We start from the raw sequence: 19,127 nt of genomic DNA, 5'->3' as shown, positions 1-19,127 counted from the left end.
TGTCACTCCTCCTGACCGCTCCCGCCGAGGGCCACGACGCGCTTCGCCTCCTTGATCGCGAACTCGAATCCGGCGTCCGGGTCGCGCAACAGCCGTTCCGTGGCGATCGCGTGCGCGCGCACGCGAGGGTCGAGATCCGTCATCGCAGCGCGCAGAATCGGCAGAATCACCTCACCGAGCGCGATCAGCGCCCGGCTGAGGCTCAGCTGCGTCTCACGTTCGCCGCGCCCGAGCTGTGTCGACAACACCGCGGCCAACTCGGGCTCCTCACCTTCGGGCACGAGCACAACCGCCGTCCGCCAGGCACTCCGCGCAACCTCATCGTCGGCGTCGGACAGAAGCGCCCGCGTGATCGCCGGCCATGCTCGCCGATCCCCGATCTTGGACAGCGTGTGCAGCGCCTGGCTTCGTGCCTGCGCACGCTCCGAGTGGAGTTCCTCCAGAAGCGCCGGAATCGTCATGGACGCCGGGTGGCGGGTGAGTGCCCACGTCAGCATATCGCGCACGTAGAATTCGGGTTCGATCGCGGATCGTTCGATGAGCTTGTCGACGAACCGCGGGTCAGGGTCCGTGCCGACCGCCAGCGCTGCCCGCAGCCGCACTGACGAGTTGCCGTCCTCCAGCCCCTGAAAAGCTCGAGTCGTATCCGTGTCCTGTTTCGGCATGGTCATCGGGACCACCTCCTCTTTGGCCACAGTGAAGACCTTGTCACCGTGTCAAGGTCAAGCGGAGTCACGCCGCGAGATCGCCAGGGACCCTCGATCCGCACCGGCGAGGGCGGCGCGGATCGAGGGTCACGACCTGTCCGCCGAGCCGGAGTTCCTGCGGCGGATCGAACGGCCGGCTCTCGGGGCGGGTGACGGGCAGCGAGTCGACCGGTGAGATCCGTCGGCGCCGCACCGTTTCTCCTTGGCCCGGGTGCCGCCTAGCGGGTGGACTCGCGGTTGAACAGCTTCTTCGACCAGAGGTAGCCGCCGAGCGCGATGACGACGCACCAGCCGACCGCGATGACGGCGTTGTCGCCGATCGGCGTGCCCATCAGCAGGCCGCGCAGGGTCTCGATGAGCGGCGTGAACGGCTGGTACTCGGCGAACCAGCGCAGGACGGTGGGCATCGAGTCGGTCGGGACGAACCCGCTGCCCAGGAACGGGAGCAGCAACAGTGGCATGCCGACGTTGCTCGACGACTCGACGGTCTTGCTGGCCAGGCCGAACGCGACCGACAGCCAGATGAAGGCGAAGGCCATCATCACCAGGACACCGACGAGGGCGAGCCAGTCGCCGGGCCCCGCCGACGGCCGGAAGCCGATGAGCAGCGCGACGCCGACGACCGCCGCGATGCCGAGCATCGTCTGGATGAGGCTGCCGACGACGTGCCCGGTCAGGACGGACACGCGGGCGATGGCCATGGTGCGGAACCGGTCGACGATGCCCTCGGTCATGTCCATGGCGATCGAGATGGTGGTGCCCTGGACCGCGGCGGTGATCGTCATCAGGATGATCGCGGGGGTGACGTAGTTGACGTACTCCGCACGTCCGCCGGAGACGCCGCCGAGCCCGGCGCCGAGCGTTCCGCCGAAGACGTAGACGAACAGCAGCAGGAAGACGATCGGCATGCCGATGAGCTGCAGTGTCATGGACGGGTAGCGCACCATGCGCTTGAGGTTGCGGCGAAGCATCGTCGCCGAGTCGGTCAGGGCGTACGCCGCGGTGCTCATCACGGTGCTCATGGTGCGGTCACCTTCTCCTTGTTGCCGGTGAGAGCGAGGAAGACGTCATCGAGGTCGGGGGTGTGCACGCTCAGCGAGTCGACCTCGACCGCGTTCCGGTCAAGCCGGTCGAGCAGTGCCTTCAGCGACCTGAGGCTGCCGTCGTGCGGTACGCGCAGGACGAGGGTGTCGCTGTCGCGGGACACCTGGCCCACGGCGCGCACGGCGGATTCGAGGTCGCGCTCGTCGGCGAACCGCAGCAGGACGTGGCCGCCGGGAATGCGCCGCTTGAGCTCGTCCGCGGTGCCCTCGGCGACGATCTTCCCGTGGTCGAGCACCGCGATCCGGTCGGCGAGCTCGTCGGCCTCCTCCAGGTACTGAGTGGTGAGGAAGATGGTGACGCCACCCGCCACGAGCTCCCGCACGATCTGCCACATGGCGCGGCGGCTGCGCGGGTCCAGCCCGGTGGTCGGCTCGTCGAGGAAGATCACCTGCGGTGAGCCGACCAGCGTCATCGCGAGGTCGAGCCGCCGCCGCATCCCCCCGGAGTAGGTCGCCGCCGTCTTCCTGGCCGCGTCGACGAGGTCGAACTGTTCGAGCAGCTGGGCGGTCCGGCGTCTGCCCGTCTTCCGGTCGAGGTGGTGCAGATCCGCCATCAGGGTCAGGTTCTCCTGACCGGTCAGCAGGTTGTCGACCGCCGAGAACTGGCCGGTGACGCCGATCGAGGCACGCACCGCGTCCGGCTCGGCGGACAGGTCGTGACCCGCGATCCGCGCGCTGCCCCCGTCCGCGCGGATCAGGGTGGATAAGATCTTGACCGTGGTGGTCTTGCCGGCGCCGTTGGCGCCGAGCAACGAGAAAACGGTGCCGCGCGGGACCTTCAGGTCGATGCCGTCGAGCACGACGTGGTCACCGTACGACCTGCGCAGTCCGGTCGCCGTGATCGCAGGTTGGGATGGCATGGTCATGAGAACCCCTTCGGGATCTGGTCAGGAACGGCGGACGGTGATGTCGCCGAACGACGTGTGCGCTCGGACTTCGACGGTCTGCTCGGACTTCTCCGGTGCCTCGCTGAGGCCGTCCAGCGAGTTCTCCACCCGCCCGTGCGAGGTGTTCAGGTCGAGCCAGGCGGCGGTGCCGGCGGCGATGCCGATTTCGAGGTGGCCGGTCGAGGTGTGCAGCGTGACGGTGTCGCGCGTGACCTGGCCGACGCGAATGGTGCCGTTGGAGGTCTTGGCCTCCACCGTGGTGTCGGCCCGGTCGACGGAGATGTCGCCGTTGGCCGAGCGCACCTGCAGTTCGCCGGTGACGGTGCCGATGTCGGTGTTGCCGTTGGAGTTCTTGACGACGGCGGTGCCGCCGATCTCTCCGATGCGCACGCGCCCGGTGCCGGTGGAGACATCGGCGTCGCCCGCGACCGTTTCGACGGTGATGTCGCCACCGGAGGTGCCCAGGCGAAGCGGTCCGGTCCGGTCGAGGCGGAAATGGCCGACCGACGACGTGATCCGGCACTCCCCCAGCGTGCCGACACCGCGCAGGTCCGCCACCGACAGGTCCGCCTGCACGTGCGAGCCGGTGGGAAGTTCGATCAGTACGTCGACCGACCTGGTCTTCTTGGAGAAATCGAGCATGCGGGCCTTGGGCCCACGGACCGTCAACGTGCCGTTGGCGTACTCGACGCGTGTCTTCTGGGCGGCGTCCACATCGGACTCGTCGGACGCGTCGCTCGGCCGCACCTCGACGACGGTGTCGGTCCGGTCGCTCGCGATGATCTGCACGTCACCGACGGAGAGCTCGATCGTGGCGGAAATCGGTTCGGGCGTGGCGAAAACAGGCATGCCTATCCCTCGGAAGGAGTCAGAAGAACATCCCCGCTGGTCGGAGATGTGCGAAGAAGTGGTTCTGGGTGTCGGCGCGGGCTAGCGAGCCCAGCCGGTGTAACGCTGCGCGCCGCGCTTGCCGCGCCGGTCGGAGCCGTGGTCGTGCTCCGGGGTACGCAGGGCGGTCGAGGCGGCCCGCACCAGCCAGGCGTTGAGCGAGCGGCCTTCCTTGCCCGCCGCCTCTTCGATCGCGGCCTTGAGCTGCTCCGGGAGGCGGACGTTGATCCGTGCCACCGTGCCGTCCTCGAAGCTCGCCGCGGCGTCGTCAGCCGACACCGCGCCCGGATCCAGGGTGTCGTCGAGCGGCTGCTCCGCCTGCCGAACCGTCACGACGAAGTCCGGGTCACGTCCACGCAGGCGCACCTGGACCGAACCGGGGGCCAGGTCTCGGGTGATCTCGTCGGCAGCCGCCGACAACGTCTCGAGCAGGGTGAGCCGGATCGCCGACTCCATCGACACGGTCAATCGCTCGATCAGCGCACTGGCGTCGCCGTCACCGGTCTCGGCGGCGGTCAGCAGCTCGCGACCGAGGGAGGCCACATAGGGGGTCAGGTCCATGGCATCACTATGGCACAGGGTGGTGCCATAGTAAAGCCATATTGGCTCGGAATGGCACCATTCTGGCTCAGGGTGGGGGTCCGGCCGATCACAACACGACGGACCGGATCCGGAACGCGCACGTCAGAGGGTGCGCTCGTCGCGCCGACGCCTTTCCGGCGCGGGGTGGGACCGAAGCCCTTCCGTATAGCGGCCGCGCCCATCCCGGCCCGGCTCCCGGTCGCCTTCGGCGCGGTCTCGCCGGCGAACAGAGATGAGACACTCCTCGATCACGCACGAGAGGCCCGGCCGCGGCCTCCACCGAGAACACCGTTCGTGCCGGAGCCGGGCGACGTCGTTCGGTCACGAGTCCGCGTCAACGCGGGACGGCGGTGGTCAACTCGGCTTCGATGAGGTCGGCCGCCCGGGCCGCGCCCCCTTGCTCGCGCACATGGCGCCGGATCTCGGCGCAACGGGCCGACACCCCGGCGTCGGACGTGAGGTGCAACAGTGCTTCCCGCAGCTCCTCGGGCGTGACGGTGGCCAGATCGACGACACGGGCCACGCCGAGGGCGGCGAGCTGGTCGGCGTTGGCGAACTGGTCGGCCGCCTGGGGCACGGCGATCATCGGGGTGCCGCAGTACAGCCCCTCGCTGCTGCCGCCCATGCCCGCGTGGGTCAGGAACGCGTCCGCCTGCTCCAGGATCGCGAGCTGTTCGACCCAGGGGTGCACTTCGACGCTGTCCGGGAGGACACCGAGTTCCGCCGGGTCGACGTACCGGCCGATCTGCAGGACGGTGTGCCAGCCGGGCAGCGCGCCGAAGGCGGTGATGCAGCGCCGGTAGAACTCGGGGTGCCGGGTGAAGGCCGACCCGAGGGACACGAGCAACACCTTGTCGGCGGTCGCCGGGCGGATCCAGGAGTCCCGATCGGACCGGTCACCGAGGATGGGACCGACGAAGCTGTAGACGGCCGGGTCCACACGGTCTGCGTTCGGTTGCAGAGCGCGCGGGATGAGCGCCAGGCAGCGCGCCGGCCGGCCCTGGAACGCGGCACTGTCCGTGACGGACGATCCGTTGTCGGCGAGCCACGTCGCGAACCGCCGGTAGTAATCCGCTCCTCGTGGGTCGGCGCGCATGGCCTCGACGACCTGCGCCATCTCCTCCTCGTAACCGTCCCAGGCCACGAAGGCGGGCGAGAGCTGGATCGCGGGGATATCCCACTGTTCGCCGAGAAGCCGGGCCGGTGCGCCGGCGATGTCGTAGAGGAACAGGTCGGGTCGATCATCGGCGTACGCGGCACGTAACTGCGGGAACATGGCGATCGCGTCGTCGAGGAAGATCGTCAGCTGCTCGATCGGGTCCTCGGTCCACACCTCGCCGGCGGTCGGCAGGGTCGACTCGTACGGCTTGAGTTCGGCCCCGGTGCGCTCGATGACGTCGGCGAACGAAAGGGCGTTCGCGTACGTGACCCGATGGCCCCGTGCGACGAGGGTGCGCACGATGTTCAGGCTTGGGTTGACGTGTCCGTGGGCAGGGATGCTGACCATGGCGATGTGGGACATGGTTCTCCTCATGACAAGATAACGAGACGTTCCGTCTCGCCATGGCAGCCTGCCCTCAATGAGCCTCCCTGTCAAGACGAGTCGTATCGTCTCGCTAGAGTAGGATGGTCCCGTGCCTGGCCCCGCCCCCTCCCGCCGCAACGAACGCTCCCGCCGAGCGATCCTCACCGTCGCGTTGGACCTGCTGACCGAAACCGGCTACTCCGACCTGACCGTCGAGGCGATCGCCGCACGCGCCGGCGTCGGCAAGCAGACGATCTACCGCTGGTGGCGCGGCAAGGGGGCGGTGATTCTGGACGCGCTCGTGGACGCCGCCGGTGACATCGCGTTGCCCGACACCGGCGACCTCGGCGCCGACCTGCGTGCCGTCGTCCGGGGCACGGTCGCCGAGTTCGCCGACCCCCGGTTGTCCGCCACCACCCGGGCGCTCACCATCGAGACCCTGGCCGACGACGAGCTCGCCGATCAGGTACGCGACCGGCTCCTACGGCCCCAGCTGGACGCGGTACGGCTCCGCCTGCGCGCCGGGCAGCGCGCCGGGCAGGTCCGTGGCGACGTCGACCTCGACCAGGTGATCGAGCTCCTCTTCGGGCCGGTCTACCACCGCTGGCTGCTGCGCACCGGGCCACTCACCGACGCCTACGCCGACGGCGTGGTGGAGCTCGCCATGGCCGCGATCGCCCCGTGATCGCTCCTCGCCGACGACCGCGACGAAGCGGCGGGAGGGTTCTTCCGAGGGCGGGCGACGCGGCGGCGGCCTTCCCGCCGTGACGCCACCCGCCCCTTCTGTCCTACTCGCTCAGCTCGATGGCGGAGGCGGGGCAGACCTGCGCCGCCTCACGGACCACGGTGTGCTGGTCCTCAGCGGGGTGTTCCTGGAGCAGAACGACGATGCCGTCCTCGTCACGCTGGTCGAACACCTCGGGCGCGAGCAGCACGCACTGTCCGGCGCCGCAGCATCTGTCCTCGTCCACGATGATTTTCATGCCGGGTTCCTCTCTACGGGCGGGTAAGGGTCACCAGCGGACCGGAAGCGCGCGCAGGCCGCCGACGGCCAGCCCTTCCACCCGCTCCAGCTCCGCCGCGGGCACCGCCAGCTCCAGGGTGGGCAGCTTGCGCAGCAGTACCTCCAGCACGACCTGCAGCTCGGTGCGGGCCAGTGCCTGGCCCAGGCAGGAGTGGGCTCCGGCGCCGAAGGCCAGGTGCGGGTTGGGGCTGCGGGTCAGGTCCATCTGGTCGGCGGACTCGAAGGCGCTCTCGTCGCGGTTGGCGGCGGCCATGCTGCACACCACCGTGGTGCCCTTGGGCAGGTGGGTGCCGCTGACCGCGGTCTCCTCGCGCAGGTAGCGGGGCAGGCCGAAGCCGGAGTTGGAGTCCATCCGCAGCGACTCCTCCACCGTGGTGCGGATCAGCGACGGGTCGGCCAGCAGTCGCTCCCAGCGGGTGCGGTCGGCCAGCAGCATGGCGACCATCTTGCCGATCATGTTGGCGGTGGTCTCGTGGCCGGCGATCAGCAGCGCCATGCCGGTGACCAGGATCTGGATGTCGGACAGCCCGCCGTCCTCGGGACCGCCGGCCGCGATCAGCTCGCTCAGCAGGTCCTCGCCGGGCGCGGCGCGCTTGGCGGCGACGTGCTCGGACATGTACTGGAAGAACGCGGTCTGGGCGGCCTCGATCTCGGCCTGCGTGTAGCGGGTGAGGTTGAGCAGGGCGTCGGACCAGTACGAGAACCGGTCGCGGTCGGCGGCCGGGACGCCGAGCATGTCGCAGATGACGTAGACCGGCAGCGGGAAGCCCAGGGACGCCTTGAGATCGCCGGAGGCGCCGCGCTTGACCATGTCGTCGATCAGGTCCTCGGCGATCCGCGCCATCGACGGCCGCAGCGCGTTCATGCGCTTGGCGGTGAACCACTTGCCGACCAGGCGCCGCCAGTGCTGGTGTTCCTCGCCGCCGTCGGGGATGATCTGCGCCATCTCGCTGCTGAACACCCCGCCGCCGTCGGCCGACAGCCGGGCCGCGTCGGGCGCGGTGAGCTGACGGGTGAAGCGCGGGTCGGCCAGCACCTGCTTGACGTCGTCGTAGCGGGTCAGCAGCGTCGCCCGGTCACCGCTGGGCAGCGTGACGTGGGCCACCGGGCACTTGCTGCGCAGCTCGGCCCACTCCGCCGGCGGGTCCAACGCCGCGTCGTTCGGGATCGGATAGCTCAGGACCTGCTCGTTGACACTCATTCGGCGTCTCCTCCAAAGGGTTGGTCGCCCGCCTGCGGACAGGCGGCTATCGGTTCGTGCATGAGGTGGCGATACCCCCGGACGCCGTCACGCGGGCGTGAGCGGCGAGGCCGCCTGCCAGGAGCCGAGCTCCTGCTGCCGCAGCAGGCGCGCCTGTTTGGGCATGTTCCAGCCGAGCACGCCGGTGACCCTGCCGCCCTCGCGGTAGAGGACGGCGAAACGGTTCTGCTCCGGGTCGCCCTCGGCGAGGGTGACCTCGGCCGCCGGCGACGGCCACCCGTGGGCTTGAATCTTGACGTCGTACTGGTCGGTCCAGAAGTAGGGGATCGGCGTGTAGGGGCGGTCGGCGCCGAGGATGTTGGCCGCCACCGTCTGGGCCTGCTCGGTGGCGTTGGTGCGGTTCTCCAGCCGCAGCCGCCGGCCGAGCCCCTCGTGCTCGAAGGAGGCCATGTCCCCGACGGCGTAGACGCCCTCGGCGGCACGGCAGCGCGAGTCGCACTCCACCCCGTCGCCCAGAGTGAGCCCGCTGCCCTCCAGCCAGCCGATCGCCGGGCGGGAGCCGATGGCCACCACGACGGCGTCGGCGGGCAGCACCTCCCCGCCCTCCAGCCGGACCCCCGTGACCCGGCCGCCCTCGCCGGTGAGCGCGTCGACGGCGGTGCCGAGCCGCAGCCGGACTCCGCGCTCGGCGTGCGTCCGGCCGAGCTTGGCGCCGATCGTCGCGCCGAGCTGGTCGTGCAACGGGGCCTGCCCCACGCCGGCGAGGGTGACCTCCAGGCCCATGCCGCGGGCGGTCGCGGCGATCTCCGCGCCCAGCACTCCCTCGCCCACGACCACGAGCCGCGTGCCGCCGATCAGGTGCGCGCGCAGGGTGAGCGCGTCGTCCAGGCCGCGCAGCGTGTGCACGCCCGCCGGCCCGTCCTGTCCCGGCAGCCGGCGCGACGTCAGCCCGGTGGCGACGACCACGACCTCGCCCCGCAGCACGCGGCCGGACGCGGTGGTCACCTCACGGCGCGCCGCGTCCAGCGCGACGGCGGCCTCACCCCGCACGAACTCGGCGGCCAAGCCCGCCAGTTGCTCCTCCGTACGGAGCCGCGCGCGGGCCGGCTCCCAGGCGCCCGCCAGGACCTGTTTCGACAGCGGCGGCCGGTCGTAGGGCAGGTGGGGTTCGGCGTCCACCAGCGTGAGCCGGCCCTGGTAGCCGTGCCGCCGCAGCGCCTCCGCCGTACTCAGGCCGGCGGCCGACGCGCCGACGATCAGGATGCCGTCCGGCGAGGTCACGAGGCGCCGCCCATCCGGAAAGCGGCCCTGCCTGCACGTATGCGCATAGGTCGTGATCCTTTCGGTTGTCCCGCCCTGACACGTTACCTTACACATGCAAGATAACTGACATATGTAAGCAGAAGGTAAGCTGAAGACGTGGCCATGACGAAAGACAGCACCACCCCATCCGGCGACCGGCGCGTCCGCCGCACCCAAGCGACCCTGGCGCGCGCGCTGCTCGCGCTCGTCGAGGAGCGGGACCTGTCCCGGATCAGCGTGTCCGACGTGGCCGACCGCGCCGGGGTGAGCCGCACGGCCTTCTACGACCACTATCGCGACGTCCACGAGCTGGCCGAAGTGGCCTCCACCGCGATGATCGACAGCCTGATCGACTCCGTGCCGTCCCCCCTCCCCGACTCGGCCGACCGCGCCAGGGAGGGGACGCGGTCACTGGCCATCTTCTTCGCCCGGCTGGCCGAGCACGCCGGGCTCTACCGCAGCCTGTTCGGGCCGCATGGCAGCGCACGCGTGGCCGACCACGTCCGCCGCCGCCTCACCGCGGCCGTCCACGAGCACGTATGGCGGAGCGTCCACGGCGCCCCTGCGGAGAGCGACGCCGCTACGGGGAGCGACGCCGCTCCGGAACGTGACACCCCTACGGAGAGCGACGCCGCTCCGGAGAGCGACGGCTCGGCGTCGGACACCTCGCACGACGTCACCGCCGCGTTCACCGCCGGCGCGCTCTTCGGCGTGGCCGCCGACTGGCTCCAGCGTGAGTGCCCGCAGACCCCCGATCAGATGGCGGCCCTGACCTGGCCGCTTCTGATATCACTGCAGGACGTCGCGACCGGCGCGGTCGCCCGGAGCGGCCGTCGACAGCACCCTCAAGCCTGACGGGAAGACCCGGAAAACGCGGTCACCAGGCGCGGGTCGCGACGTGCGCGTACCCGGTGCCTCGTTCCTCAAAGCAGGTGGACAAACCGACGGCGGCGGCGAGACCCGGGTGAACCGCGCCGGGATCGCTGGAGGCTTCGGTGCGTCCCGGATGTCGTGGACGAGGACGGCGTCCGAACCGCCGACGGGGCCGACGTCCGAGGCGCACCGTGCCTGGCCGGGCGATTGCACGGTGCGATGCCGGAGTCCGTTTCCGCCTTAAAGCCTCGGGCTCATCCCGGCGAAAAGGGCTTCGAGCACGCGATCGACGTAGTTGTGGGTCAGGGGCTCCTGGGTGATCAGGAGTCTGAAGTACAGGGGACCGGACAGGGTCGCCATGACCAGGTCGAGATCCATGTCGGATGACACCTGCCCCTGCTCTTGGGCCGCCCTGAGACGGACGATGGTCTTGTCCGTCTGCGGCCGGATAAAGCGCTCGTTGAGGCCGGCGGCGACCGCGGGATCGTGCTGAGCCTCGCCCACCAGGGCCTGGTAGAGCGGGCCCCACGGCGGATTGGCCAGCAGGTCCACCACCGTGCAGATCTGCCGGCGCAAGTCGGCCACGATGTCGCCGGTGTCGGGATAGTCGAAGACGGGCTCGTTCAGCGACAGCAGCGAGTCGAGGAACAACAGGCCCTTGGAAGGCCAACGGCGGTAGATCGTGTGCTTGCCGACACCGGCGCGGGCCGCGACCGCCTCAATGCTCAGCTTGGCATAACCGACCTCCTGGGCCAGGGCAAGCGTGGCCTGCATGATCGTCTTGGTTCGCGCGGCGGCTCGATCGGGGTGGCTGGTGGTCATGCCGTCACCTTATCGGCACGGCACGTGCCGTATTGACAAATGTGATCGTGCGCGCCCAAACTGACCCCACCCCATCGGCGGCACGATCCGTGCCGTTCCATTGCTCGTGACAAATCAACCGCTCACCGACATTCGAGAAGGAAGCCTTGAGAGCACCGACCAACGCTCCCGCGCTACGCCTCGCCGACCTGACCAAGAGGTTCGGTCACAAGCTTGCGGTCGACCACGTCGCCTTGGAGGTGCCGGGCGGATCGTTCTTCGGCCTGGTAGGCCCCAACGGAGCAGGCAAAACCACCTCGTTGTCGATGGCGGTGGGACTGCTGCGACCGGACGCGGGCCACGCCGAGATCTTCGGCCAGGACGTGTGGTCAGCGCCGGAGCGGGCCAAAGCCCTGGTGGGGGTGCTGCCCGACGGGCTGGCCATGCCCGAGCGGCTGACCGGGCGTGAGGTGCTCACCTACCTGGGCCTGCTGCGCGGCCTGGCCAAGGACGTAGTGGCCCGGCGTGCCGAGGAACTGCTGTCCGTGCTGGAGCTGGACAGCGCGGACAGGACGCTGGTCATCGAGTACTCGACCGGCATGCGCAAGAAGATCGGGCTGGCCACCGCGCTGCTGCACGCGCCGCGACTGCTGGTGCTGGACGAGCCGTTCGAGGCCGTGGACCCGGTGTCGGCCGCGACGATCAAAACGATCCTGCGCGGTTTCGTCGCGGGCGGCGGCTCGATCGTGCTGTCCAGCCACGTGATGGCGCTGGTGGAGCAGCTGTGCGATCACGTCGCGGTGATCGACCGAGGCCGGGTGGCCGCGGTCGGCACGCTGGATGAGGTGCGCGGCGGACACTCCTTGGAGGATGCCTTCGTCGGGCTCGTCGGCGACCCCGGCGACGACATCAAGGAGCTGTCATGGCTGTCGCGCTGACCATGGCCCAGATGAAGCTCGCCGTGCTGCGCCATGCCTTCCACGGCCGCCGGGCGCAGACGGCGGGCACGGGCGCCGCGCTCGGCGCGCTGTTCGCGGCCGGAACCGTCTACGTGGCCTTCGTCGGCGGGGACCTGCCGGCCGCCGCGTATGCGGTCTGGCTGCTGGGCTGGATGCTCGGCCCCGTCTTCATGGGCGGCGGCGACGAGACGCTCCGGCCGGAGTACTTCTCCCTGCTCGGCCTGCCGCCGCGCCGCCTGGCGACAGGGCTGCTGGTGGCGGCCTTCGTCGGCGTCGCCCCGCTGGTCACCCTGATCGCCCTGCTCGGGCTGCTGGTCGCGGGCGCACGGCTCGGCGTCGCGAACGCCCTGGTGGCCGTGCCCGCGACGGCACTGCAGCTGGCCGTGTTCGTGCTGCTGTCGAAGGTGTGCGTGGCCGTGGTCGGGCTGGCGCTGCGCTCACGGCCGGGCGCCATCGTCTCCGGCCTGCTCAACGGCGCCGTCCTGGCGGCGCTCGGGCAGATCTGGATCTTCTTCTGGGCCTTCGGCCAGACGGGCGTGCCCGCCGTGGTGTGGTATCTGCCCTCGAGCTGGGGCCTGCTGGCCGTCCAGGGCCGCTGGTGGGCGCTGGCGGCGCTGGCCGTACTGGTGCTGCTGCTCCTGAGTGCCTGGGCTGCGCTGCTCACCCTGCGTGTGGGAGCGGCCCGGTCCTCCGCGCGCGGCAGGCGTCCGATCACGGCGACCACCGCCACCGGCGCGGTCGTCGCCAAGGAACTGCGTACCTGGTCACGCGACCTGGTACGCAACCACCAGCTCACCTTCGCCCTGTCCTACGGCCTCTGCTTCACCGCCGGCCCGCTCATCCTCGGTTGGGACGGCATGCTGCCCTACGCCGGCCCGATCTTCATCGTGATGGCGGCCGCCATGGCCGCCAACCTCTACGGCACCGACGGCACGGCACTGTGGCTGACGCTGATGACCCCCGGCGCCGGCGACGTCCGCGGCCGGCAACTGGCCTGGTTGTCGGCGCACACGCCGGTGGCGATCGTGCTCACCGTGGCGCTCACCGCGATCACCGGCGGCCCGTGGCCGCTGATCCTGGCACTGCTGCCCGCCCTGCTCGGCGGCGCGGCCGGACTGGTGCCGCTGATCTCCGTGTACGGGCTGGTACCCGGCACCGATCCGCACCACCGCGCCGGAAACCCTCTGCGCACCAGCGAACTCGATGAGGGCCGTCTCATGGCCGGCGGATCGTGGGCGGCCCGCGCCGAGCGGGTCTCCTCTCCTCGCTCGTACGATCCGCGTGCCTTCAGGAACGGGGCCGGCTCGCCTCGGCGCCGTAGCGCAGTCCGTCGACGAGGAGCGCGACCATGCGCTGGCTGTAGGCGATTCCCTCGTCCTCCGTCGGCATGCACAGATTGGCGACGGCGTACAGGAGGTCCTTGGAACTGATGCCGGCACGAATCTCGCCACTGGCCGTCGCGGCTTCGAGCAGTGACCCGAGAGTGGGCCCGAGTCGCTGCATGAAGTAGCACGGCAGGGCGTCGAACGCCGGATCGCCCGAGTGAAGAGCCGCGGCGAGTCCTCGTTTGGTCGCGAGGAACTCGGTGTAGCGGTGGAGCCACTTCGCGAGTGCCACTCCCGGCTCGTACGCCGCGGTCAGCGCCGGGGCCGCGTCGGCGCAGGCGTTCACCTCGCGCTGGAACACGGCCTTGACCAGGTCTGAGCGCTGCGGGAAATGCCGATACAGCGTTCCGACTCCGACGCCGGCCAGATCGGCGATCTCCTTCGCGGGCGCGTCCACACCCGATGTGCCGAAGACGGCCTTCGCCGCCTCGAGCAAGGAGTCGACGTTGCGCTGTGCGTCGGCGCGCAACCGGCGCGGCGCGCGTTCGAGCACGCCCGGACCCGCAGAATCGGTCGAGTCGACTCCGGTCGGCACAGTGTTCTCCGTCACGACACTCCCTCACCCGCAACCGGAAAGATGTTCCGATTCGATCCAGGATACGGCATCCGAACCAGCGCTCACCCCGCCTCGACCACGGCCTGACGCGCCCACCAGGCGGCACACGCCCCGGGTACGAGAGTCGCGGTACGGCATCGGCGCCTGGGCGCGTTCACCAGGCGTACGCCTCGGGCGCGGGCTTGGCCCCGTTGGGCGCGGGCGCCGGGAAGATCTCGTCCAGCTTGGCGAGCGTGTCGGCGTCGAGCGTGATCCGCAGCGCGAGAAGCGAGCCGTCGAGCTGCTCGATCGTCCGCGGTCCGACGATCGGCCCGGTCACTCCGTCCTGCGCGAGGAGCCAGGCCAGCCCGACGTGAGCCGGGTCCTCGCCGAGGTCGGCGCACAGCTTCTCGTACTTCTCGACCGATTCCCGCCGGTCGGCGAACGCGGCGGCCCACAGTCCCGAGCCGCTGCGGACGGCGGCCCCCTCCCGCTGCTTGCGCAGGACGCCGCTGAGCACTCCGCCGTGCAGCGGTGACCATGGGATCACTCCCAGCCCGTAGTGCCGCGCGGCGGGCAGCACCTCCAGCTCGGCCCAGCGCGACATCAGGTTGTAGATCGACTGTTCGCTGACCAGCCCCAGGAAGTGCCGGGACCGCGCGGCCTCCTGCGCCTGCGCGATGTGCCATCCGGCGAAGTTGGACGAGCCGAAGTACAGCACCTTTCCCTGCTGGCGCAGAACGGTGAACGCCTCCCAGATCTCTTCCCACGGCGTGTTCCGGTCGATGTGGTGCATCTGGTACAGGTCGATGTGGTCGGTCCGCAAGCGCGTGAGTGAGGCGTCGACCGCGCGCCGGATGTGCAGCGCGGACAGCCCGCCGTCGTTGGGCCCCTCCCCCATCGGCTGGTAGACCTTGGTGGCCAGGACGGTCTTGTCGCGCCGTCCGCCGCCGGTGGCGAACCACCGGCCGATGACCGCCTCGGTGATGCCCTCACCCTGTTGCGCGCCGTACGCGTTGGCGGTGTCGAAGAAGGTGATGCCGCGCTCGTGCGCACGGTCCATGATCGCGTGGCTGTCCTCTTCGGAGGTTCGCGACCCGAAGTTCATGGTGCCCAGGACGAGCCGGGACACCGACAGGCCGCTGCGGCCGAGGCGGGTGTACTCCATCGGTTCCAACCTTTCGGTCGAGACAATTAGTCGCATCAAGCAAGACTCGACGAAGCTACAACTTGCAACACGAATAGTGCAACTCTGCTCCAATCCATGACACTGCCGTATGCTTCCCTCATGAAGACATCGCGGCAGCCGAACCCCGACGACAGCCGACCGCTGCGCGCGGACACCGAGCGGACGATGACGGCGATCCTGGAGGCGGCCGAACGCACCCTCAGCCGCGATCCCGCGGCCACGATGGAGCAGATCGCCGAGGCCGCCGGCGTCGCCCGCACCACCGTGCACCGGCGCTTCACCACCCGCGAGGCGCTCATCGACGCCCTGGCGGTGTGGGCCGCCAAGCGATTCGCCGCGGCGGTCGGCGCCGCCCACCCGGACACCGCTCCGCCGCTGGTCGCCCTCTACCAGACGACCGCGAACGTCCTCGGCGTCAAAGCCGACTGGGGATTCGCGATGAGCCAGACATCCTCGGCCAGCCCGGAGGTGGCGCGCATCCACGCCGACGTACGGGACACCTGCGAACGGTTGTTCCGCCGCGCCCAGGAGGCGGGCGTCCTGCGCGCCGACATCGACATCTCATGGACCCGCCGCGTCTACTACGCCCTCATCCACCAGGCCGCGCTGAACGAGGACGGCCAGGACACCGACATCCTCGCGACGCTCGTCGTGGACACGCTGCTCCGTGGCGCGGGCACCCCGCACCCCAACCGCCTCTGACACCCCCGGCCGGTGCCCCACCCGTGCGTCTTTCGGGGGCTCCTCGATGCGTCCCCGCCCGGGTCCGCGTCATTCTTGGTGACGGCGCGTGTTCTGGTAGATGACCGGTTGAGCGAGATGTCCTGTCCGGACGTCCGGCCGGCATGAGAGTCGACCGCGCCGGCTCCACCGGACCCGGGGCACGTCAGCGCGCCGTCGGCGGGCTCGGCCATCACGGCGATCGCCCGGTGCGCACGGGCTCACGGTGATCGGCCACCGATGGGCACGCGCGACGTTCACGAAGCGAGCGTGATCTCGGCCAGCTCACGCCAATCCCGCCGCCGGCCGGCACGGGTCGCCTCGGCGAACCCGGCTTCACCGAGGCGGCTCCGCGTGTCCGCGGCGATCCTGGAGATGTCCGGCTGCGAACGGTCCGGTGTACCGCGCACGCCGTCGCTTGCCGCGAGCAATCGCGCGGCCTGCTCGTACCGTCCCTGACGCAGCGCGAGATCCGCGATCCCGACCAGCACCTCGGCGATCAGCGGTGGATAGTACATGTACTCCACGGCCCCGCGGAACGCCTCGGTCCGATGCGCGCGGGCCTCGTCGAGATCCTCGGCGAGGTAGCCGTACAGGTCCAGGGCCTTGAGGTGGACGGGGCCGCCCGGTTCCGCCCGCACCGTGGCCAGATGCCGGTATGCCGTGTCCGGCTCGCCGCGCCAGCGCGCCAGTTGCGCCTTCGAAAGCGCCAGTTCGGCAAGCGCGTCGGGCCAGGGGACTTCGCCCGCGTACCGCTGCGCTTCGGCCATGGCGGACGTGCTGGACCGCTCATCGCCGAGCAGCCAGTACAGCTGAGCCTGCCGCGCCCGCAGGCCGACCACGTCCTCGGTCGCGCCCACCTCGATCAGCGCCGCGACCGCCTCTTCGTGGTACTCACACGCGCGTGCGAACTCGCCGCGCATGGCGAGCCGATCGGCCAGGAAGGTCAGCGCCAACGAGATCCCCATCCGTTCGCCCAGCGTGCGGAACTCGGCGAGGGCGATCTCGGCGTCGATGTCCACGTCGGTCTCGTCGCCGCCGAGCGTGAGCCGCAGCCGGCTACGAGTGAGCCTGGCCTGTGCGCGCACCCATGGATCGTCGTCGGCGATGAGCGGCTCGAACGCGGGCAGGAAATCCGTCGGCTTCCGCAGCATTTGCTCCCACAGCTCGACGAACCCGAGCACAGGGTGGCGATACCCGCCGCGCCGGATGAGCCGGTACGCCTCGTGGATCCACTCCCGCGCCTGATACTGATCGCGGCCGGGCCCGGAGGTCATGAACACCGTCACGACGGTGTAGGCCATCGCCCGCACCTCATCGGTCACCTCGCCGTGCAGCGAGGCCGCCGCGACGCTCAACTCGGTGCCCTCGATCCGGCGCCCGCTGAGGTACCAGTACCAGCCCACGGCCGCGACCAGCCGCATCGCCTCCTGTGCCCGTCCCTCGGCGATCGCCCCGCGCAGGGCCGCGCCGATGTTGTCGTGCTCGGCCCCGAGCGTGGCCAGCCATTCCAGTTGCCCGGCCCGGCGCAGGTGCGGCTCGGCCGTCTCGGCCAGCTCGGTGAAGTAGGCGAGGTGCGCCTTGCGCGCCCGCTCGGTTTCCCCGGCTTCGGCGAGCCGGTGCGCCGCGTACTCCCTGATGGTGTCGAGCATCCGGTAGCGCGGCGTGCCCTCGCCGTCGGCGAGGAGCAGCGATTTCTCGATCAACGCGGTCAGCAGGTCGAGCACCTGCTCCCCGGCGAACACCTCGTCCCCGCACACCCGTTCGGCCGCTTCCAGGCTCGCCCCGCCGGAGAACACCGAGAGCCGGCGCAGCACGCCGCGTTCGGCCTCGGTCAACAGGTCCCAGCTCCAGTCCACGACCGCGCGCAACGTCTTGTGCCGGGGAAGCGCCGTACGGCTGCCGCCGGTCAGCAGCCGGAATCGGTCATCGAGCCGACGCGCCAGCTGATCGACGGACATGGTGCGCAGCCGTGCCGCGGCCAGTTCGATCGCCAGCGGCATCCCGTCGAGCGCCCGGCAGATCCGCGCCATGGCCGACAAGGTGTGCTCGTCCGCGCCGATGTCCTTACGCACCAGACCCGCGCGGTCCCGCAGCAGCCGCACCGCGGGCGAGGTCCCGACCTCGGAGGGGTCCGCTCCCCGCGCGGGCAGCGCGAGTGGCTCGACCTGCCACAGCACCTCCCCGGTGATACCGAGCGGTTCCCTGCTCGTGGCCAGAATCCGCAGCCTCCGGCACTCCCCCAGAAGCCGACCCGCGAAAGCCGCGGCCGCCTCGATCACGTGCTCGCAGTTGTCCAGGACCAGCAAGACCGCGCGCTCTCGGAGCGCGGCGATGAGACGGCCCATCGGTTCGCCGCCCCGCGCGCCACCGAGCAACGCCGGGTCACGCAGGCCGATCGCGGTGAGGGCGACCTGCGCCAGATCGCCGCCTGCCCGCACCGAGGCCAGTTCGACCAGCCACGCCCCATCCGGCAGCTTGGCGAGCATCGTCCGCGCGGTCTCCGTGGCCAGCCTCGTCTTGCCGGAGCCGCCCGCCCCCGTCAAGGTGACCAGCCGGTGCTCGACGGCCAGACCGGCGACCGCGGAGATGTCCTCGTCCTTGCCGACGAAACTCGTCAGCTCGGCGCGCAGGTTCGTCCTGCGGTTCTCCGCCCGCTCGCCCAGCTCGCCACGGAGCAACGCGGTGTGCAGCGCGGAGAGCTCGGCCGATGGGTCGGCGCCCAACTCCTCAGCGAGCCGCTCGCGCGTCCGCTGGTACACGGTCAGCGCCTCGGTCCCACGCCCCGCCTCGGCGAGCGCTCGCATCAAGGCCGCCACGAACCCCTCCCGCAGCGGATACGTGGCGACCAGCTCGGTCAGCTCGGAGACCAGCTCCGAGCCACGGCCGAGGCGGATATCCGCATCCGCCCGATCCCCGAGGGCGGCGACGTAGAGTTCGTCCAGACGCGCGACCGCGGCGTCGAACGCGTCGCTGTCTCTCAATGCGATGTCCGCCATGGCCGTACCGCGCCACAGTGCCAAGGCCGATCGCAGCAGATCCGCCCGCGCCGCGGGCTCGGCGGCACGGGCCTGACCGACCAGGTGCTCGAACCGGCACACGTCCACGGCGTCAGGAGTCGCAGCCAGCCGGTACCCGCCGGAATCCGCCTCGATCACACCGTCCGGCAAAACCCTGCGCAGCCTGGACACCAACGCCTGCAAGGCGTTCACTTCGTCCGCGGGCGGCCGTTGCCCCCAAATCCAGTCCACCAGCCTCCCGCGCGAGACGATCCGGCCAGGTTCGAGGGCGAGTGCGGCCAGCAGTGCGCGCAGCCGGATCCCGGGAACCTCCACCACGGTCCCATCGCGGTTCCGGACCTCGAACGGTCCGAGCAAACCGACCCGCACATCAGTAATCACCCGGTAATTCTGCCGGACCGCGGCGACGACCGGCCAACCGTCACC

At 70.4% G+C, this 19,127-nt stretch carries 18 protein-coding genes; 4 read left to right on the top strand and 14 right to left on the bottom strand.

Going from position 1 to position 19,127, the window contains the following annotated elements; all coding sequences use genetic code 11:
* Window positions 1–2 precede the first annotated feature (2 nt).
* From J2853_RS10245 to J2853_RS10215, 7 genes are all read right to left on the bottom strand, one after another.
* Window positions 3–695, bottom strand: coding sequence for a HEAT repeat domain-containing protein (locus J2853_RS10245; RefSeq protein WP_307556759.1), 693 nt, complete (start codon window positions 693–695; stop codon window positions 3–5).
* A 37-nt stretch (window positions 696–732) separates the two neighbouring features.
* Window positions 733–900 (bottom strand): hypothetical protein, encoded by a 168-nt coding sequence (locus J2853_RS10240; RefSeq protein WP_307556758.1) that lies wholly within the window; start codon window positions 898–900, stop codon window positions 733–735.
* A gap of 25 nt (window positions 901–925) precedes the next feature.
* Window positions 926–1,717, bottom strand: a complete 792-nt coding sequence (locus J2853_RS10235; RefSeq protein ID WP_307568638.1) for an ABC transporter permease — start codon at window positions 1,715–1,717, stop codon at window positions 926–928.
* Window positions 1,718–1,725: 8 nt separating this feature from the next.
* Complete coding sequence (locus J2853_RS10230; protein ID WP_307556757.1) at window positions 1,726–2,670, bottom strand: ATP-binding cassette domain-containing protein; 945 nt, start codon at window positions 2,668–2,670, stop codon at window positions 1,726–1,728.
* Window positions 2,671–2,697: 27 nt separating this feature from the next.
* On the bottom strand, window positions 2,698–3,546 hold the full coding sequence (locus tag J2853_RS10225; RefSeq protein WP_307556756.1) for a DUF4097 family beta strand repeat-containing protein: 849 nt from the start codon (window positions 3,544–3,546) through the stop codon (window positions 2,698–2,700).
* An 81-nt stretch (window positions 3,547–3,627) separates the two neighbouring features.
* The gene (locus J2853_RS10220) at window positions 3,628–4,146 is read right to left on the bottom strand and encodes a toxin-antitoxin system HicB family antitoxin (protein WP_307556755.1); all 519 of its coding nucleotides are present in this window, start codon (window positions 4,144–4,146) and stop codon (window positions 3,628–3,630) included.
* A gap of 355 nt (window positions 4,147–4,501) precedes the next feature.
* On the bottom strand, window positions 4,502–5,701 hold the full coding sequence (locus tag J2853_RS10215; RefSeq protein WP_370879218.1) for a macrolide family glycosyltransferase: 1,200 nt from the start codon (window positions 5,699–5,701) through the stop codon (window positions 4,502–4,504).
* Window positions 5,702–5,801: 100 nt separating this feature from the next.
* On the opposite strand from J2853_RS10215, the gene J2853_RS10210 reads away from it, so the two are divergent.
* Window positions 5,802–6,377, top strand: a complete 576-nt coding sequence (locus J2853_RS10210; RefSeq protein ID WP_307556753.1) for a TetR/AcrR family transcriptional regulator — start codon at window positions 5,802–5,804, stop codon at window positions 6,375–6,377.
* 103 nt (window positions 6,378–6,480) lie between these two features.
* Here the strand turns inward: J2853_RS10210 and J2853_RS10205 are convergent, their stop codons facing one another.
* The 3 genes from J2853_RS10205 to J2853_RS10195 form a co-directional block, all read right to left on the bottom strand.
* On the bottom strand, window positions 6,481–6,675 hold the full coding sequence (locus tag J2853_RS10205; RefSeq protein WP_307556752.1) for a ferredoxin: 195 nt from the start codon (window positions 6,673–6,675) through the stop codon (window positions 6,481–6,483).
* 30 nt (window positions 6,676–6,705) lie between these two features.
* Window positions 6,706–7,917 carry a cytochrome P450 gene (locus tag J2853_RS10200; RefSeq protein ID WP_307556751.1) on the bottom strand — a complete coding sequence of 404 codons (1,212 nt, stop codon included), beginning with the start codon at window positions 7,915–7,917 and terminating at the stop codon, window positions 6,706–6,708.
* Between the two features lie 87 nt (window positions 7,918–8,004).
* Window positions 8,005–9,198: an NAD(P)/FAD-dependent oxidoreductase gene (locus tag J2853_RS10195; RefSeq protein ID WP_307556750.1), complete on the bottom strand. Its 1,194-nt coding sequence runs from the start codon at window positions 9,196–9,198 to the stop codon at window positions 8,005–8,007.
* Between the two features lie 144 nt (window positions 9,199–9,342).
* On the opposite strand from J2853_RS10195, the gene J2853_RS10190 reads away from it, so the two are divergent.
* On the top strand, window positions 9,343–10,074 hold the full coding sequence (locus tag J2853_RS10190) for a TetR/AcrR family transcriptional regulator (RefSeq protein WP_307568636.1): 732 nt from the start codon (window positions 9,343–9,345) through the stop codon (window positions 10,072–10,074).
* Window positions 10,075–10,332: 258 nt separating this feature from the next.
* On the opposite strand, the gene J2853_RS10185 is transcribed toward J2853_RS10190, so the two are convergent.
* A complete protein-coding gene (locus J2853_RS10185; protein ID WP_307556749.1) occupies window positions 10,333–10,914 on the bottom strand; it encodes a TetR/AcrR family transcriptional regulator in 582 nt (193 codons plus the stop codon).
* A gap of 146 nt (window positions 10,915–11,060) precedes the next feature.
* Between J2853_RS10185 and J2853_RS10180 the strand changes: the two genes are divergently transcribed.
* Window positions 11,061–11,831: an ABC transporter ATP-binding protein gene (locus J2853_RS10180; protein WP_307556748.1), complete on the top strand. Its 771-nt coding sequence runs from the start codon at window positions 11,061–11,063 to the stop codon at window positions 11,829–11,831.
* A 1,308-nt stretch (window positions 11,832–13,139) separates the two neighbouring features.
* Here J2853_RS10180 and J2853_RS10175 read toward each other — a convergent pair.
* The gene (locus J2853_RS10175) at window positions 13,140–13,787 is read right to left on the bottom strand and encodes a TetR/AcrR family transcriptional regulator (RefSeq protein ID WP_307556747.1); all 648 of its coding nucleotides are present in this window, start codon (window positions 13,785–13,787) and stop codon (window positions 13,140–13,142) included.
* Between the two features lie 160 nt (window positions 13,788–13,947).
* Window positions 13,948–14,940, bottom strand: a complete 993-nt coding sequence (locus tag J2853_RS10170; protein WP_307556746.1) for an aldo/keto reductase — start codon at window positions 14,938–14,940, stop codon at window positions 13,948–13,950.
* A gap of 120 nt (window positions 14,941–15,060) precedes the next feature.
* On the opposite strand from J2853_RS10170, the gene J2853_RS10165 reads away from it, so the two are divergent.
* The gene (locus J2853_RS10165) at window positions 15,061–15,663 is read left to right on the top strand and encodes a TetR/AcrR family transcriptional regulator (protein WP_307556745.1); all 603 of its coding nucleotides are present in this window, start codon (window positions 15,061–15,063) and stop codon (window positions 15,661–15,663) included.
* 275 nt (window positions 15,664–15,938) lie between these two features.
* Here J2853_RS10165 and J2853_RS10160 read toward each other — a convergent pair whose 3' ends face one another.
* Window positions 15,939–19,082, bottom strand: a complete 3,144-nt coding sequence (locus J2853_RS10160; protein WP_307556744.1) for an AfsR/SARP family transcriptional regulator — start codon at window positions 19,080–19,082, stop codon at window positions 15,939–15,941.
* Between the last annotated feature and the right edge of the window lie 45 nt (window positions 19,083–19,127).

Source organism: Streptosporangium lutulentum (assembly GCF_030811455.1).
Classification (GTDB): Bacteria; Actinomycetota; Actinomycetes; order Streptosporangiales; family Streptosporangiaceae; genus Streptosporangium; species Streptosporangium lutulentum.
Note: the sequence above shows the minus strand (reverse complement) of the source record. Positions and strands in the feature narration are given on the sequence as shown.